Genomic DNA, 17,761 nt, shown 5'->3' on the forward strand with positions numbered 1-17,761 from the left:
GGGGCGGCGGGTCAACCCAAAGCGTGGTCACACACTGAAAGGGGGATCCCGAATGCGTCGCAGCCGCACCGTAGTTGCACTGGCCCTGACTCTGCTGCTCATGATCGTGGCCGGATGCGGAGGAACCCAGTCAACCGACCAGACCCCACCGACGCAGACCCCGCAGACAGAGACCCCGTCAACCCCCGAACCCACGCCGGAACCCGATCCGCAACCCGAACCCGACCCTGAACCCGCCGCCTGGAAGCCCACGAAGCAGATTGAGATGGTCGTGCCGTACTCGGCCGGCGGCTCCACCGACCTGCTGGCCCGCGCCATCGAGAAGGTATGGCACAAGTACGTTGACCAGCCCATCGTCATCGTCAACAAGACCGGCGCCGGCGCCATGGAAGGCCGGCAGTACGTCATCAACAGCCCGGCTGACGGCCACATCCTCATGATGGGCTACGGCTCGGGCGAGGACCTGGTGACGCCGCACATCCGCAACCTGCCCATCAAGACCTTCGAGGACCTCATCCCCGTCTGCCGGCTCTCGATCCACTCGGTGATCGTGGCGGTTCCGGCCGATTCGCCGCACGACAGCATCGCCGACCTGGTCAACTGGTCCAGGGAGACCGGTCAGCCGATCACCGCGGCCGTCTCCACCGCGGCGGGCTCGGTCGACCTGGTGATGCGGGGCATCGGCGCCGCGGCCGGCGTTGAGGTCACCCCGATTCCGCACGCCGGCGGTTCGCAGGCGGTCACCACGCTCGTCGGCGGCCAGACCCACATGGGCGGCGGCCACCCGTCCGAGATCATGCCGCACGTGAAGGCCGGCCGGCTGAAGGCGATCGCCGTGGCCACCCCCGAGCGCGACCCGGTCCTGCCCGACACCCCGACCCTCATCGAGGAAGGCATCGACTTCTACACCTGGGGCTCGGTGAAGGGCATCGCCGTGGCCAAGGGTACCCCGCCTGAGGCCATCGCGTACTGGGAGGAGATCTTCCGGCAGATCTCCGAGGACGAGGAGTTCAAGGCCGCCATGGCCGAGCTGCTCCAGCCGATTCAGTACCTGAACAGCGCGGACTACGCCAAGTTCATGCAGGAGGCCCACGCCGACTACGGCAAGATCATCGAGCGGCTGGGGATTGAGACCGAGAAGTAGCGCCAACACCTGATCCAGGAGGGATGGTAAACGTGCCCAAGTTCGCCGCGAACCTGACCATGCTCTTCACGGAAGTGCCGTTCCTGGAGCGGTTTGCCGCCGCGGAGAAGGCGGGCTTCCGCAGCGTTGAGTTCCTGTTCCCCTATCCCTATTCCATCAGCGAACTCAAGTCGTTGATCGATAAGCACAACCTGGAGATTGTCCTGTTCAACCTGCCCGCCGGCAACTGGTCTGCCGGAGACCGCGGCATCGCGATCGATCCCAACCGGGTGGAGGAGTTCCGGGCCGGCGTGAAGCGGGCAATCACGTATGCCAAGGCCCTGGGCGTTTCCCGCCTGAACTGCCTGGCCGGCAAGCGGGTGTCGGGAGTCTCGCACGAGGAGCACTGGAAGACGCTGGTCGCGAACGTCAGGTTCGCGGCGAACGCTCTGGGCGAGGAGGGCATCAACCTGACCGTGGAGGCCCTCAACCACTTCGACACCCCCGGCTTCTTCCTCACCAGGACCGAGCAGGTGGTTGCCCTGTTGGCCGAGGTCGACCTGCCGAACGTCTTCGTGCAGTACGACGTCTACCACGCCCAGCGGACGGAGGGCAACATCGTTCCCACGCTGCGGGAGCACCTGGCCAAGATCGGCCACATCCAGATCGCGGACAACCCCGGACGTCATCAGCCGGGGACGGGTGAGCTCAATTACCCGTTCGTGCTGAGCGAACTGGACCGGCTGGGCTACCAGGGGTACGTGTCGCTGGAGTACATCCCCGAGCCGGACACGGTGGGCTCGCTGGGCTGGATTAAGGAGTATGGCTATCAACTCTGAGCAGGAGGGATCACGGATATGGCCAAGATCGGTTTCATCGGTCTCGGCATTATGGGCAAGCCCATGAGCAAGAACCTGTTGAAGGCCGGCCACGAGCTGGTGGTTCACGACATCGTGCCTGAGGCGGTGCAGGAGGTGGTCGCCGCCGGCGCCACCGCCGCCCAGAGTGCGAAGGAAGTGGCCGCCCAGTGCAGGACCATCATCACGATGCTGCCCAACTCCCCCCACGTCAAGGCCGTGGTCCTGGGTGAGAACGGCATCATCGAGGGGGCCGAAGCGGGCAGCCTCGTCATCGACATGTCCTCCATCGACCCGATGGTCTCCCGTGAGGTCGCGGCGGAGCTGGCCAAGAAGGGCATCCGCTTCCTCGACGCCCCGGTGAGCGGCGGCGAGCCCAAGGCGATCGACGGCACGCTGTCGGTCATGGTGGGCGGCAAGCAGGAGGACTTCGATGAGGCGCTGCCGATCCTGAAGTGCATGGCCGCCTCCGTGGTGCGCACGGGCGACGTGGGCGCCGGCAACGTGACCAAGCTGGCCAACCAGGTCATCGTCGCCCTCAACATCGCCGCCATGAGCGAGGCGCTGGTGCTGGCCACCAAGGCCGGCGTCGACCCCGAGCTGGTCTACCAGGCGATCCGCGGCGGCCTGGCGGGCTCGACCGTGCTGGATGCCAAGGCGCCGCTGGCCCTGGCCCGCAAGTTCGACCCGGGCTTCCGCATCAACCTGCACATCAAGGACCTGAACAACGCCCTCAGCGCCGCCCACGAGGCCGGGGTGCCCCTGCCCCTGACGGCGGCGGTGATGGAGATCCTGCAGGCCCTGAAGGTGGACGGGATGGGCGACCTGGACCACGGGGCGATCATCCGGTTCTACGAGAAGCTGGCTCAGGTGGAGGTCAAGAAGGCCTGATCTCCTCCTGGCTGACTATGCCGAAGGCGCCGCGAGGCTCTGGCCCCCGCGGCGCCTTCGTATTGCCCGCTAACCGCCCTCGGGCATCATCCCTGCCCACCTTCAGGCATCGTCCCTGCCCGCCCCGTGGGAGGCTCGACCGGAAGAGCTTGTCTGCTGCCTGAGTCACGGCGGCGGGTGTTTCGACTGCGGCCCAGCGGCCCTCTCACCTGCTCCCGATAAACATCTGCGTCCAGCCGTACTCGTAGAAACCGACGCCGATGGTGTCGAAGTCCGGGTTCAGGATGTTCCGTCGATGACCCGGGCTGTTCATCCAGGACTCGTGCACCTCATCCGGCGTCCGCTGGCCCATGGCGATGTTCTCCCCGGCGCTCCGGTAGCTGAACCCGTACTGCTTCATCATCTCAAAGGGGCTCCCGTAGGTGGGGCTCTGGTGGCTGAAGTAGCCGCCGGTCACGAAGTCCTGCGACTTCAGTCGGGCGACCCGGCTGAGCTCGGGGTCCAGGCGGAGAGGCTGCAGACCCGCCGCCGCCCGCGCGGCGTTGACCAGCTCGGCCACCCGGAGCTCGAACTCGTGAAGCCCCGCCTCCTCCGTCTGCGGCTGCTCGGGCGGCAGCCCCGGCTGTTCATCCGGCCCGCCTGGCTCCTGGGGCGCGGGGCCATCCTGCGTCAGACGCACCGCACGGGCGATCATCACCGCGGCCTGCGCCCGCGTGGCAGTGTGCTCGGGCGCAAAGCTGCCGTCGCCCATGCCGAGGATGATCCCGCAGCCCGCAGCCTGCGCGATGTGCGGCCCACACGGAAGCTGCTCCGGATCCACGTCCCAGAACGAGACATTCGATGCACCGCCAGGGCAGGGCCCGACCGCCCGGGCGACCATCCGGGCCAGTTCTGCACGGGTGATCGGCCGGTTGGGGTGGAATCGGCTGCCGAAGTCGCCGGAGCGGATCACGCCCGCCCGAACGGCCTGGGTGACCGGCTCCTCGTACCACGCCCCCCAGATGTCGCTGAAGGGCACCCGCACGGTGGGGTCGGCCTCCAGCGGGAAGGCACGCATGATCACGGCGGCCACCTCGGCCCGGGTAATCTGATCGTTGGGCCGGAAGGCGCCGGTGTCGGCATCGCCCCTGAAGATGCCGGCCTCAGTGGTGAAGGCCACATCGGCCGCGGCCCACGCCGGAATTTCCGCCTGGTCGGCATAGGTTACGGAGGCGGCCAGGGCGCCGGGTGCACTCATCGTGAGCCCCATCACGGTGGCAATTGTAACGACGGCGGTTCTGGTGGCTGGCGTGGCTGCAACGTCGCTCGCTGCGGCGAAAACGGCCCGGCTCACTGCGGTGGCTGAGGCGCGCACGGCCAGCGCGACAGCGGCGGCGAAGCTGCGCAGGGTGATGTGCTGCGGCATCGTACTCCTCCTGCCATATCGGAATGTGTAAGTTTCTGTATTTCATACCTTCAACTTACCACAAGCGTATAAGCGCCCACAACCGGTGGATCAAGTTCCCAGCCGCAGTTTTTCTAAGACCCGTCCCAGGCACGGCTTACATGCCAATCCAGCCCGCTGCCCGTCACCCGGTACACATCGGGCGTGGTCATGCGTGCCCAGTCGCCGAAACCGATCGCGGGATCCAACTCCCGCAGCACGAGCGTGATCAGGCACCCGTGCGAGACCAGGGCGAACGGGCGACCCCCGGCCGCAGCCAGGGCTTCCTCCAGCACGGCCATCCCCCGGGCCGCGGCCTGACGGCTCGACTCGCCGCCGGGGTAGCAAAGATCCGGATCGCGGAACGTCTGCTCCAGCTTCTCACGCCAGTCCGGCAGGTTCTCCCCGGCCAGAACCCGTTCGATGAGGCGCTCGTCCGTCTCCAGCGGCAGCCCCAGGCGGCGGGCCAGCGGGGCGGCGGAGTCGACCGCCCGGCGAAACGGGCTGGCGATGATCCGCCGGATTCCCAGCCCTGCCAGCCGCTCCGCGAGCTGCACCGCCTGCGCCCGCCCAGTCTCGGTCAGCGGAGCATCCGCCGCCTGCCCTGCAGCTTCACAGTGCCGAATCAGATAGAACACACCCATAGCGCTCCCCCTCGCGCCGGAGCGGGGCCAGGGCCCCGCTCCGGTTATGGTTCCGGTTCCAGCAACCACCCTCCCGGACCGGGCCGGGAACGGAAGGTCGTAAGACGGCCGTTGGGCTCCTCGGCCGTGACCCGCAGGCCGCCGGCGGCGGGTAGCCGTCCACCGGTGCACCCAGCGCCGCTGCAAGCGCAGTGGCGTCGGCAGATGCAGCCGCGCGCCCTTCCCCCCCGACCGACTTCCGGAGACGGCCCGCGCCGACCGCTGCCACGAATCGCAGGCAGAGTTCCACCGTGTTCATAACCTCACTGTACTCCAGAGAGCCGTTGGGATAGCGAATCTCCACGGTCCCGAAGTCGAACCAGGCCGCGACGTTGATGCCGCAGCGGTGCGACTGGGGCCGCCCCCGGTGAACCAGCGCCGAACGCTCTGGATGCGTCAGGTAGCGGCTGCGCATCGCCGGCACCACGGGCGGGCAGTAAATCATCCGGTCTTCGGCTGTCCGCAGGAGTCGGCGCAACGCGTCCTGGTGCGCCAGGGCGGCGTCGACCAGCGGAAGCACCATATCCTGCCCCCAGGGCTGCAGCCCCACGTGCACATGCAGGCCGCAGCTCCAGTTCGCCCGGGCGTCGGTGGCCCTCAAGCGCTGCAGCATCTCCCGGACCAGCTCGCGATCGCGCCACAGCATGGGCGGGGGCTTCAGCTCAGCGCCCGAATCCTCGCCGGCGTCGTCCACCTGCCGCTCGTCCAGGGACATGACCCACCCGGGGAGCAGTTCCACGCCCTCTGGATCGCCCTCCACGAACTCAATCTCAACCCCGAACCTGAGTTCCTGCCAGTCAACCGACTTCGGCCACATCCAGACCATCCCTCTCCTTCCCGGTGCTGGTCAGAACGGCATCCGAGAAGGCGGACCCCTGGCCTAAAGGGGCACCTGCGCGAGCGCCATATTGTGCTTCACCCCGTCTTTCTTAATTGTATAGACGTTATTGCGAACAGAGGTGGCTCCTTCGCACAGACTGCGCCCGAACGGCGGCCCTGCTGGGGACCCCTGCGTGGTGAGTGCCCCTCACGGGCAGAAGCGCCCGCGCCCGGCCTGGGAACCGCAACTTTTTCACTTCGCCGTCTGCGCCGAAGTGAAAAAATGTCTGCTCCCACCGCTGCGGTCGGACGGCGTGAAGGCGCTTGACCCGAGGCGAAGCACCACGCCGCTCCCGGGAAGCAAAAAAAAACAGGACGCCGCACGAGAGGCGTCCTGGATTCGCATGATGAACGCTGACTGGCCGTCATCGCTTCGGCAATCACCGCTCACCGCTCACCGCCCACAGCTTACAGCCCACGACACAGCCCGCCGTTCAAAGCATCCCCCGCGCCAGCAGCAAGATGATCATCAGTGCCGCCACCAGCCCCCGGTACCAGGCGAAGACCAGGTAGGTCCCCCGCTGCAGGTACTGCAACAGCACGGCGATCACCGCGTACCCGCTCACCGCCGCAGCCGCGACGCCGGCGAAGAACGACCCGTTCAGCATGGCCGGATCCATGTCGGGAATCACCAGCACCGCACCGCCCAGGATGATCGGCCAGCCCAGCAGGAACGAGACCTTCGCCGCCGTCTCCCGCTTCAGCCCCAGGGCCAGGGCGGCGGTGATGGTCGCACCCGACCGGGAGACGCCGGGGATCACCGCCAGAGCCTGCGCCAGGCCGATCCAGATCACATCGACGACCCGGATCTCCTCCAGCGACCGCCGCTTCGGCCCGAACCGGTCGGCCAGGTACAGGATGACGCCCACCACCGCCAGCAGGATGGCGATGGTGAGGATCGACTGGCGGACGACCGCCTCCACCACGTCCTCCATCAACAGGCCGAAGATCGCCCCGGGCACCGTGCCCAGCACGATCCCCCAGGCCAGCTTGCCCGTCGGGGTCTTCGTCCCCTTCGTCAGCCCCTCCACCGCCAGCTGCAGCAGGTCGCGCCAGAAGTAGACGGTGACGGCGATCAGGGTGCCCACGTGCAGGGCCACGTCGAAGGCCAGCCCCGAGGGCGGCCAGCCCAGGACCCACGGGACCAGGATCAGGTGCGCCGAACTGGAGATGGGCAGGAACTCCGCGAGCCCCTGCACGATGCCGAGGATGATGGCCTGAAGGACGGTCACGGGGGATCCCTCCGTTATCTTTCCAGTAAACAGCAACAGTGTACCACATGCGGTGCCGGTGGGCCACGTCAGGTGTGCCGTGGCGGGCAGGCGGCGCAGCGGCCGCAGCCCTCAGTCCGCCGACGCGGGCGCCCACGCCGGCAGGCCCGGCCGGTCGCCCAGTGCCTCGGCCAGGAACTGCGAGGGGGTGGTGATCACCATCCCGCCCCGCTGCCACCGCACGCGGGCGCCGGTGAGGCAGAGTTCCTCCCGGGCCCGGGTGATGGCGACGTAACAGAGCCGCCGCTCCTCCTCCAGGTTGCCCTCGTCCAGGGCCCGCTGGTTGGGCAACAGCCCCTGCTCCATGCCCACCACGAAGACCACCGGGTACTCCAGCCCCTTCGCCGAGTGGATCGTCTGGAGCTTCACCACGTCGCCGCCATCCTCGTCCTCCTGCCCTTCCAGCAGGGCCAGGTGGTCCAGGTAGCCGCCCAGGCCGCCGCCGGGCGAGCGCCGCTCAAAGTCGTACATGGCGGCGATGAGGCTCTCCACCACCTCCGACCGGCGCTCCTCCTTGCGCCGGTCCTCATCCCTGAGGTACGCCAGGTAGCCCGACTCCTCCAGCAGCCGCTCCATCGCCGCGGCGAAGCGGCCCGGCTGCCGGGCGAGGGCTTCCCGGGCCCGCCTGAGGTGCTCGTGGAGCTGCCGGGCCCCCTCCGCCGCCTCCTCCTGCAGCAGCCCCTCGGCCGCCGCCAGATCCAGCGCCGCGATCAGATCCACCTCACGCTGCGCGGCCAGGGCCAGGATCCGCTGCAGCCCCCGCTCCCCGATGCCCCGGCGCGGGGCGTTCAGCGCACGCTCCAGGCTGACCGAGTCCCGGGGGTTGTGCAGGAGGCGCAGGTAGGCCAGCGACTCCTGCACCTCCCGCCGGTCGTAGAAACGGGGGCCTCCCACCACCTGGTAGGGGATGGACGCCTCCCGCAGCTCCTCCTCGAAGGGGCGCCCCTGGATGCTGGTGCGGTACAGGATGGCGAAGTCGCCGAAGCGCCGGCCGGCCGCCACGCCCTCCTGGATGCGCCGGACGACCCACTGCGCCTCCGCCACCTCGGTTTCGGCGTCGAACGCGACCACCGGCCGGCCCTCCGCGGCTGCGGTGAAGAGCCGCTTGGGCCGCTGGCCGGTGTTGTGGGCGATCAGGCGGTTGGCGGCCCGGATGATGGCCCCGGTGGAGCGGTAGTTCTGCTCCAGCAGGATGGTCTTCGCCCCGGGGAAGTGCCGCTCGAACTCCAGGATGCAGCGGATGTCAGCCGAGCGCCACGAGTAGATGGACTGCGCGTCGTCGCCCACCGCCATCACGTTCTGCCCGTCCCCCGCCAGCAGCTTGACCATGTGCAGCTGGGCGATGTTGGTATCCTGGAACTCGTCCACCTGCAGGAAGGCGAAGCGCCGCTGCACCTCGGCGCGGATATCCGGCTTCTCCCGCAGCATCTGTGTAAACAGGTTGATCAGGTCGTCGAAGTCGACCATGTCGTTGCGCCGCAGCTTCTCCTCGTAGCGCTTCCAGATCTCCGCCGTGAGCCGGTTGACGTACCGGTCGGTGCTGCGGATCATCTGCAGCACCCGGGGCCAGTCCATCAGGTCGTTGGACGGCTGTCGCGCGAGCAGCGACTCGGGATCCGCCATCTCGTTCTTGTAGCGCCCGATGCGCCAGAGGAACGATTCGGGCCGGTTGGCCTTCAGGTCGAAGTTGCGCTCGGCGATGGCCTCCTTCAGGAGCGCCAGCTGGACCGTGGGATCGGCGATGGAAAAGGCCGGTGTCCGGCCGCTTTCGGGAAAGTCGCCGATGTACTGCCTGAGAAGCACCATGGCGGCGGAGTGGAAGGTGCGGATCATCACCCGGCGGGCATCCGCCCCCACCAGAGCGATGGCCCGGTCCCGCATCTCCCGGGCCGCCTTGTTGGTGAACGTGATGCACATGATCGCCTCCGGCGGCACGCCCCTGGCCAGCAGGCAGGCCAGGCGGTGGGTCGCCGTGCGGGTCTTGCCGGCGCCGGCGCCGGCGATAACGAGAAGGGGGCCGTCCTGATGCAGGGCGGCCGCCCGCTGTGCCGGATTGAGACCGTGTACGATCGCTTCGAGCTTGGACAAGTCGGGTCTGCCCCCCTATCTGACACGGGGCATTGTAACAACTCCCGGCAGACAGAGGTAGACTTGACATTTCTCACCCCGCCACATGGGTCAGCCAGCCGTCGTACATCACGTCGTGCGCCCGGGCCAGCGCGTCCAGTTCGTCCGAGACCGCCAGCAGCCGCCTCTCCTCCAGGAGCTCGAGCCGAACCGCGACCAGCCGCCAGGCCCGGTCGCGGCTCTCGGGATCGTAGACCAGGCTCTCCACCTTGAACCCCCGTTCCTCCAGGGCTGCCGCCAGGCCATCGATGTCGCCGCCTTCCCCGGCGAAGAAGTGCTGCTCCAGCACGAACGGCTCCCGCGGGGGATGGGCAGGGTCCACCAGAGCGCGGAACGCGCGGATCGTCGCGGCGTGGCGCGCCGCCCGCTCGGCCTCGGTCTCAGGTCTCACGGCACGCTCCTCCTTTCGTGCTCACGCCCGCTTCGGTTTCGCCGCTCACGGCAGGTCAAGGCCGTGCCCCGCCGGGGCGCTCACGGCAGGCTGAGGCCATGCCCCGCCGGGTAGTGGCCGGGGATGGCCACCGGCAGCCGCCCCCGGGCCTGCGCCCGTCCGAACAGCAGCGGCCCGATGCCCTTCAGGTTGGCATCCCGGAAGCCGTAGGCGGCGACGTAGGTTTCGATCTCCGGCACCGCCGTCAGCTCGTAGGGCATGCCCAGCCCGACCACGATGACCGGTTTGCCCGCGGCGATGAGTTCGGCCATCAGGGCCCGGTGCGCCGGCGCGTCGTGGCCGTCGCTCACGGCGTAGACAACCACCGCGGCCCCCTCCGCCAGCGACCGGGCGCGGCCCACGGCCTCCGGGTCGGGGTCCCAGCCCAGCGCCACCTCTGCAGTGTTGGCGTGCAGATCCCTGATACTGGCGCCCAGGGCGGTGACGACGCCCTCTGGCCCGTCCAGCGGGCGGGCGTAGGCGGGGCCGATCACCACGATCTGCTCATCGGGGGTGAGCGACAGTGGCAGGTGCGCATTGCGCACCAGGGTGAGGGCGTCTGCGCCGATCTGCTCCGCCAGGGCCTGGTGCGCCGGGGCTCCGATCTGCTCCGCCAGGGTCTGGTGCGCCGGAACCCCGATCTGCTCCGCCAGGGCCTGATGCGCAGGTGCAACAAGAGCAGCGCCGGGATCCCCGTCTCCCGCCGCCGTATGCGCCCCACCGGCGCCGGCGGCCCCCGGCAGCGGTGGCAGGAGCCCCCGCCGCTCCTTCAGGGCGAGCACCCGCCCGGCGGCGTCGTCGATCCGGCTCTCCGGAATCCGCCCCTCTTGCACCGCCTGCAGGAGGTGCTCGTACAGGGCCTGCTGCCCGCCGAAGGACTCGGTGACCATCACCACGTCGGCGCCGGCCTGCACGGCCAGCACCAGCCCCTCGTCCACACCATAGTAATCCGTGATCGCCGCCATGCCGTTCATGGCGTCGGTCATCGCCACCCCGGCGAAGCCAAGCTCCTCCTTCAGGAGGCCGGTGAGCACGTCGGGCGACAGGCTGCCGGGCCGGCCGTCCTGCGCCACAGCGGGGAAGACGATGTGCGCGGCCATGATGGCATCGATGCCGGCGTCGATGGCCGCCCGGAAGGGAACCAGCTCCACCCGGTCCAGCCGCTCGCGGTCATGGGAGATGACGGGCAGGTCCAGGTGGCTGTCCACCGCCGTGTCGCCGTGGCCGGGGAAGTGCTTGGCGACCGCGCTGACCCCCTCCTCCTGCATGCCCGCCGCCAGGGCAGCGGCCATCTCCGCGACGAGCCCCGGCTCCTCGCCGAAGGAGCGGGTGCCGATCACGGGGTTCGCCGGGTTGTTGTTGACATCGGCTACAGGGGCCAGGTTCATATTTACCCCCACCGCCCTGAGCTCCCGGGCCATGGCCCGGCCCATCGCCTCGGCGTAGGCGGCCGATCCGGCGGCGCCCAGCGTCATGGCCCCGGGCCACTGGGTGAACGGGGGACCGAAGCGCTGCACCAGGCCGCCCTCATGGTCCACTGCAATGACGAGCCCGGGGGCCGCCCGGTCGCGGGCCGCGGCCGCCGCCTGTAGCTCTCCGGTCAGCCGGCGCAGCACCTCGGGGTCGCTCCCCTGCCGGCCGAAAAAGATGAAGCCCCCCACCTTCCCCTCAGCCAGAAGCTGCCGGCTCTCCTCCGTTAGTTCGGTGCCCGGCAGCCCCACCCAGAAGAGCTGGCCGAGCTTCTCCTCCAGGGTCAGGTACGCCAGCCAGCCGGGCACGGCCGACGCCGGCGGCGGCTCAGTGGGATCCGGCCTATCGCCCGGTTCGGTCCCGACGCCCGGGGGCTCACCGCCAGGCGCCGCGTCGTCGGGCGGCCCGCCCCGGCCGCAGGCTGTCAGGAGACTCAGCACGAGCGAACAGATGAGCAGTGCGGCGAGCCGCCGGGCGGCCGCCGGAACCGGAGACGCGGACATGTGGCTTTCCCTCCCAGGTGTGCTGGATCCTGCTGCAGACCTGGTATTTGCCTGCAGCCGGGGCGCTATGCGCCGATCCTACCGCCTCGGGAAGTTCAGCGCCTCCATGAAGATCTCCTCGAAGTCCGGATGCGTGGCCAGCTCCACGAACCGGACGCCCCGCGCCAGGGCCTCCGCCCGCGCCCGGGCCCCGCGGGAGAGCAGAACCAGCTTGGCGCCTGCGGCTGCTGCGTTGCCGACGGGCTGGATGCGCGCCGGGTCCACCGGGGGCAGCAGGCCGGTGGCGACTGCGCTCTCCCGGCGCAGGTAGTTGCCGAACGCGCCCGCCAGCAGCACCGCATCCAGGGCCTCCGGGCCGATCCCCGCGGTGCGCAGCAGCACCTCCACCCCCGACCGGATGGCTCCCTTGGCCAGCTGGAACGCCCGGAGGTCCTTCTGGGTCAGCGCCACCCCCGGGGCCAGGGCCACGGCCCGGCCGCCGTCCACCACACGGTGTGCGGCGGGGCCGGTTGCCTTCAGCCTGCCCGTCCAGTCCAGCAGCCCGGCGTCCAGCAGGGCGGCGGCGGCATCCAGCAGTCCGGAGCCGCAGATCCCCCGGGCCGCCGTCCGACCGCCCGTGGTACCATCGCCCGTAGTCCCACCGCCCGTGGTCCCATCGCCCGTAGTCCCATCGCCCGTAGTCCCATCGCCCGTAGTCCCATCGCCCGCCGTCTCATCGCCGGTCGTGCGGTCGCCCCCCCTGCGCCCCGGGCCGCCGGGAATCACCGTCACCGACAGTTCGGTCCCGTCGAACCGCACCGCCTCGATGGCGCCGGGACCTGCCCGCATCCCCTGGCTGATCTCGCCCCCCTCAAAGGCGGGACCCGCGGGCGCCGAGCAGGCGTAGACCTGCCCTCGGTGCCTGAGCAGCGCCTCACCGTTGGTGCCGACGTCAACCAGCAGCGCCGTCTCCTCTCCCTGGTCGAGCCCGGCGGCCACGGCCGCGGCCACCGCGTCCGCGCCGACGAAGCCGGCGATGTTGGGCAGGGCGTACAGCGTCGGAAACCCGGGGATGTCAAAGATCCGCCCCTCCAGCACCGCCGGGGTGTAGGGAGCGACCGCCAGATCCCGGACGGGCAGCCCCAGGAACAGATGATGCATGGCCGTGTTGCCCACCAGCGTGGCGGCCGCCACCTCGTCGTACCGGGCCCCGGCCTTGCTGAGCAGCCGCTTCAGGAGTGCCTGAGCAGCCTCACGCACCGCCCGGGTCAGCTCCGCCTGCTGCTCGCCACCCCGGATGGCGTGGGCCAGGCGGCTCATCAGATCGGCGCCGTAGGCGGCCTGTGGGTTCGCGACCGCGTGCACCGCCAGCTCCTCGCCGGTGCGCAGGTCCAGCAGGGCGCCGGCCATGCCCGTCGTGCCGACGTCGAGGGCGAAACCCAGCGAGCGGCCCGACGGGTTCAGCGGCGCCCAGGGATCCACCTCCACCGGCCCGGTCAGGGCGCCCAGGCGCGCCTTGCGGGGATCCAGGGCCGCCGCGGGCACCACGGCCACCTCCAGGTCCTGCGCCACCCGGAGCTGGCACGACAGGCGGAAGCCCTGCTCCAGCTCGGCCCGGGTGAGCTGCTCCCGGTCGGCGGGGGTCGGCGCGGGGGCCTCCCCCAGCACCCGCACCAGGCACGTGCGGCACTGTCCCCGTCCGCCGCAGGGGGTCTCCACGAAGGGCTCATGCTGGTTCAGGGCGTGCGAAAGCACCGATCCCGCGGGCACTGAGAACTCCCGGCCCGCAGCCGTCACCCGATACTGCACCGTAGCCCCCCTTTTCAGCCCGCTCCCGGGGGCTGGGCTGCGACTAAGCATCCGGTCTCGCGCCCCGCCGCTCCTTCAACACCTCCAGGGCGAGGGCCACGGCCTCCTGCGCGTCCCGCCCGTGCCCCCGGGCGCCGATCTGCTCGGCGAACGCCTTCGTTGTGGCCGCGCCGCCCACCAGCACCGGGCAGTCGAAGCCCTCCCGGGCGAAGAGGTCGATCACCCGCTTCATCTGGGGCATGGTGGTGGTCATCAGGGCAGAGAGGCCGACCATGTCCGCCCCGACCCGGCAGGCCTCCTCCAGCACCACCTCGTTCTTCACATCGCGCCCCAGGTCGACGACCTTGAAGCCGTAGTTCTCCAGCAGCACGGCGACGATGTTCTTGCCGATGTCGTGGATGTCGCCCTGCACCGTGGCCAGCACCACCGTGCCGATCTCGCTCTGGCCCACCTTCGCCTTCTGGATCTCGGGCTTCAGCCGGGAGAAGGCCTTCTTCATCGCCTGGGCGGAGAGCATAAGCTGGGGCAGGAAGTAGACGCCCTCGCCGAACAGCCGGCCAACCTCCTCGATCGCCGGGATGAGGTGCCGGTTGAGCATGGCCATGGGATCGCGCCCCTCGGCAAGCCCCTGCTCCACGAGGGGCAGGATGGCGTCCCGGTCGCCCTCCAGGATGGCGTCGTAGAGCCGGCGGCCGAGCGCATCGGTTTCCGCCGTCCTGGCTTCCGTTGCGATACCTTCCGCTGAGGTGCTTTCCGCTGGGGTACCATCCGTTGTGGCACCTTCCGTTGCGGAACCTTCTGTTGCCGCACCGCCCGCTTTGGCGCCTACCGCCGGGGCGGACCCGGCAGCTGCAGGCGCCTTTGCCTGCGGCACAGCGCCCGCCGCCGCCTCCTGCACGGGCGTGGCTGGCGCGATCGCCCCCGCTTTCGCGGCGACCTTCAGCGCCTCCTCCACCGTGTGGGCCAGCCGCTTCGGCCCCACCACCTGCATGTAGACCGCAGCGTTGCGGTCCCGGTTGAGGAAGAGCCGCAGGGCCCGCACGGTGTCCATCATCCGCTCGTCCAGGGGGTTCATGATCGCCATGGCGAGCCCCTGGGTCACCGCCATGTTCAGATAGACGGCGTTGAGGAAGTGCCGGTTGGGCAGCCCGAACGAGATGTTGGACACCCCCAGGGAGGTCTGCACCCCCAGCTCCTCCGTAATCCAGCGGATCGCCTTCAGCGTCTCCTTCGCCTCCGCCTGCTGGGCGCCGGCGGTGAGCGCCAGGGGATCGATGACCACGTCGTGGCGTGGAATGCCGTGCGCCTCGGCTGCCGCCACCAGCCGCCGGGCGATCGCCAGCCGCTGCTCGGCGGAGGCGGGAATGCCCTGCTCGTCGATGGTCAGGCCCAGCACCGCGGCGCCGTAGCGCTTCGCCAGCGGCAGCACCGCCTCGGCCCGCCCCTCCTCCAGGCTGAAGGAGTTGAGCAGGGGCTTGCCCACACAGGCCTTCAGCCCCGCCTCCAGGGCGGCGGGGTCTGGCGAGTCGAGGCAGAGGGGCACATCCACGGCATCCTGGATCACCCGCACGGCCTGGGCCATGGCCGCCGCCTCGTCGATGAGCGGCACACCCACGTTCACGTCCAGCACCGCGGAGCCGGCGGCCACCTGCCGCTTCGCCTCGGTTCTTACACGCGCGAAGATGCCTTCCTTAATATCCTTGGTCAGTAGCTTCCGGCCTGTGGGATTGATGCGCTCGCCGATCACCACCGGCAGGTTCTGCTCGACGAAGAAGAGCGACCGGGTGCGGGAGGCCAGGCCCAGGGTATGGGCGAGGGGGCCCTGGCGGCCCGGCGGCTTCAGCCCGTCCACCGCGGCCCGCAGCTGCCGGATGTGCTCCGGCGTCGTGCCGCAGCACCCGCCCACCAGCGATGCCCCGGCCGCGACCAGCTTCGGCCCGTACGCCGCGAACTCCTCAGGCCCCATCGGGAACCGGGTGGAGCCGTCCGGCTGGAGCAGCGGCAGCCCGGCGTTGGGCAGCACCGAGATCGGCACCCGGGCGACCCGGGCCATGCGGGCCACGGCGTCCACCAGCACGTCGGGTCCCACCGAACAGTTGAAGCCGATGACATCGGCCCCCAGCGACTGCAGCACCAGCGCGGCGGTCTCGGGGTCGGTGCCGGTGAACGCCCGGCCGCTGGGGTCGACGGTGATCTGCGCGATGATCCGGATGCCCGGGGCGTGATCCTTACAGGCCAGCACCGCCGCCCGCAGTTCGTTCAGGTCGGCGATGGTCTCGATGATGATGAAGTCCGGCTGCGCCTCGGCGAACGCCCGGGCCTGGGCGGCGAACTGGGCGTAGGCCTCGTCGAAGGGCAGCTCGCCGAGGGGCTCCACCAGGGCCCCCAGCGGCCCCATCGAACCGGCGACCCAGGCGCGCCCGGCGGCGGCCTCCCGGGCGCAGCGCACCCCGGCGACCGTGATCTCATGGCACCGGTCCTGCAGGCCGTAGTGGCTGAGCCGCAACGGGGTGGCGCCGAAGGTGTTGGTCTCGATGATCTGCGCCCCGGCCTCGACGTATTCCCGGTGCACGGCGATCACTTCATCCGGGCGCTCGATGTTCCACAGGTCCGGGCACGCCCCTGCGGGCAGCCCCCGGGCCTGGAGCATCGTGCCCATGGCGCCGTCGAAAACCAGGATCTCGCGGCCCAGCATCTCGTCCAGCTTCATTGTCTTGCTCCTCCTCCTGGCTCGTTCCCCGACGCCGGCGATCGCCCCGGTTTCTGACTGTGCCGCCAGTAGCAGCGTTCCCCTCGCCACTCCGGCGCCTCGTCGCAACCGCCGCTTTTTCGCTTCCGCCTTCGGACCAAAGCGTAAAACTTGCGGTTCCCACTCGGGAGCGGCCCCCAGAAACCTGTGGCCCACGCCCCAACGACGCATTACGTCAACCTAGCAGCCATCTTATGTCGCCTAGCGGTCGATCCGCAGCGGCGCACTGGAGCCACGAACGAGTACGCAGGCATCCAACCCCGCCGGGGCCATCCCGGAACCGCCACTTTTTCGCTTCCGCCTTCGGACCAAAGCGTAAAACTTGCGGTTCCCACTCGGGGGAGCCTCCAGAAGCACCTTGCCCGCCGCTACACTGGTGCCTTCCGCCATCGGCGAGCCCTGGGCCGGGTCGCCGACCCGTTTAGAAGTCGAGCGACGCGTGCGAAGTGCGACGGATTTCCACTTGGCCAGCGGGCGAAGTCGAAATTGGACGCACTTGGTCCGCAACGACGAGCCATGGCCCGAGTCGCTGGCCCGTGTAGAAGTCGAGCGACGCGTGCGAAGTGCGACGGATTTCCACTTGGCCAGCGGGCGAAGTCGAGATTGGACGCACTTGGTCCGCAACGACGAGCCATGGCCCGAGTCGCTAGCCCGTGTAGAAGTCGGGCGAAGCGTGCGAACTGCGGTGGATTTCCACTTGGCCGGCGGGCGAAGTCGCAACTCGCCGCAGTTCGTCCGCGGCACGGCCGAGGGTAGTTACGGCGTGCATGCTAAGTCCGGAGTCCGATTCAACGAGCAGCGCCACCCCCGGGGCACGGGCAGCCGGAACGGCGGCAAACCCGAGGTGGATCTACCGTCTCCCCACCCGGTACGCACAGTCCACCAGCGTGCAGCGGGTGCAGCCCACCGGCGACCAGTCCCGCCCTTCCGGAGGCAGCCACCCGATCAGACCCACCAGCGACTTCTGCGGCACCAGGTAACACGTCGGCGTGCAACTAAGGCCGATCTGCGGGCCGCCCGCCAGGGTCACCAGCCCGATCTGCTCCTCCACCGGCCAGTCGCCGTAGCCGGGGCCGTACAGCGGCGTCAGCTTCACGCCGACCTGACCGGCGCCGGCGTGTGCAAGACCAGCCCGGTGCAGCAGCGCCTCCCGCACCCACTCCGCGAGCCCCTGCACCAGGACCGAGCCCGCCGCATCCACCACCGCGGCGAGGGCGTACTCGTCCCGTGCGAACAGATCCCGAGTCAGTTCGTCCACGCCCGGACCCAGGGTGGCCGCCACCAGCGAGACGCCGTCGGCCCCGGCCAGCAGCCGGGCCAGGCTGCGGGAGCGCCACCCGATCCCCGGCACGCCGGCGCGGACCCCATCCCCCTCCACGGTGACGGCGCAGTAGGCCACACTGGCGGCCGGCGTCGCCGCCTCCCGCGCCAGGGCGAGGCCTCGCTCCACCAGGGCCAGATCACGCTGGGAAAGCCGCGTGCGCCCTTGCCGGTAGCCCAGCAGGCGGAGCACCTCGGGAAGCGGAGCCGCAAGCTCGTCCACGGCCGGGCGCAGAATCGTGTGCTG

The 17,761-nt window shown here is 69.8% G+C and carries 13 protein-coding genes; 3 read left to right on the forward strand and 10 right to left on the reverse strand.

Annotated elements, in window-relative coordinates; all coding sequences use genetic code 11:
- Positions 1-52: 52 nt before the first annotated feature.
- From ACZ45O_RS09505 to garR, 3 genes are read left to right on the forward strand one after another with little or no spacing between them, the layout of a single operon-like run.
- Positions 53-1,144 carry a tripartite tricarboxylate transporter substrate binding protein gene (locus ACZ45O_RS09505; protein WP_464852514.1) on the forward strand — a complete coding sequence of 364 codons (1,092 nt, stop codon included), beginning with the start codon at positions 53-55 and terminating at the stop codon, positions 1,142-1,144.
- Positions 1,145-1,167: 23 nt separating this feature from the next.
- Complete coding sequence (gene hyi / locus ACZ45O_RS09510; protein ID WP_464852516.1) at positions 1,168-1,962, forward strand: hydroxypyruvate isomerase; 795 nt, start codon at positions 1,168-1,170, stop codon at positions 1,960-1,962.
- Between the two features lie 18 nt (positions 1,963-1,980).
- A complete protein-coding gene (gene garR, locus ACZ45O_RS09515) occupies positions 1,981-2,871 on the forward strand; it encodes a 2-hydroxy-3-oxopropionate reductase (RefSeq protein WP_464852517.1) in 891 nt (296 codons plus the stop codon).
- A gap of 205 nt (positions 2,872-3,076) precedes the next feature.
- Here the strand turns inward: garR and ACZ45O_RS09520 are convergent, their stop codons facing one another.
- From ACZ45O_RS09520 to ACZ45O_RS09565, 10 genes are all read right to left on the reverse strand, one after another.
- Complete coding sequence (locus ACZ45O_RS09520; protein ID WP_464852519.1) at positions 3,077-4,276, reverse strand: S-layer homology domain-containing protein; 1,200 nt, start codon at positions 4,274-4,276, stop codon at positions 3,077-3,079.
- Between the two features lie 113 nt (positions 4,277-4,389).
- On the reverse strand, positions 4,390-4,932 hold the full coding sequence (locus ACZ45O_RS09525; protein WP_464852521.1) for a histidine phosphatase family protein: 543 nt from the start codon (positions 4,930-4,932) through the stop codon (positions 4,390-4,392).
- Positions 4,907-5,803: an amidoligase family protein gene (locus tag ACZ45O_RS09530; protein WP_464852522.1), complete on the reverse strand. Its 897-nt coding sequence runs from the start codon at positions 5,801-5,803 to the stop codon at positions 4,907-4,909. The genes ACZ45O_RS09525 and ACZ45O_RS09530 overlap by 26 nt, the downstream gene beginning before the upstream one ends.
- A gap of 487 nt (positions 5,804-6,290) precedes the next feature.
- Entirely contained in the window at positions 6,291-7,088 is a 798-nt protein-coding gene (locus tag ACZ45O_RS09535) for an undecaprenyl-diphosphate phosphatase (protein WP_464852523.1), read from the reverse strand.
- Between the two features lie 111 nt (positions 7,089-7,199).
- Positions 7,200-9,215, reverse strand: a complete 2,016-nt coding sequence (locus tag ACZ45O_RS09540) for an ATP-dependent helicase (RefSeq protein WP_464852525.1) — start codon at positions 9,213-9,215, stop codon at positions 7,200-7,202.
- A 73-nt stretch (positions 9,216-9,288) separates the two neighbouring features.
- On the reverse strand, positions 9,289-9,645 hold the full coding sequence (locus ACZ45O_RS09545) for a ribonuclease E inhibitor RraB (RefSeq protein ID WP_464852527.1): 357 nt from the start codon (positions 9,643-9,645) through the stop codon (positions 9,289-9,291).
- Positions 9,646-9,725: 80 nt separating this feature from the next.
- Complete coding sequence (nagZ, locus tag ACZ45O_RS09550) at positions 9,726-11,657, reverse strand: beta-N-acetylhexosaminidase (protein WP_464852528.1); 1,932 nt, start codon at positions 11,655-11,657, stop codon at positions 9,726-9,728.
- A gap of 78 nt (positions 11,658-11,735) precedes the next feature.
- Entirely contained in the window at positions 11,736-13,445 is a 1,710-nt protein-coding gene (locus tag ACZ45O_RS09555; RefSeq protein ID WP_464852530.1) for an ASKHA domain-containing protein, read from the reverse strand.
- Between the two features lie 43 nt (positions 13,446-13,488).
- The gene (locus tag ACZ45O_RS09560) at positions 13,489-16,155 is read right to left on the reverse strand and encodes a homocysteine S-methyltransferase family protein (RefSeq protein WP_464852532.1); all 2,667 of its coding nucleotides are present in this window, start codon (positions 16,153-16,155) and stop codon (positions 13,489-13,491) included.
- An 889-nt stretch (positions 16,156-17,044) separates the two neighbouring features.
- Positions 17,045-17,737, reverse strand: coding sequence for a hypothetical protein (locus ACZ45O_RS09565; protein ID WP_464852534.1), 693 nt, complete (start codon positions 17,735-17,737; stop codon positions 17,045-17,047).
- Positions 17,738-17,761: the final 24 nt, after the last annotated feature.

It is taken from the genome of Symbiobacterium turbinis (assembly GCF_055383075.1).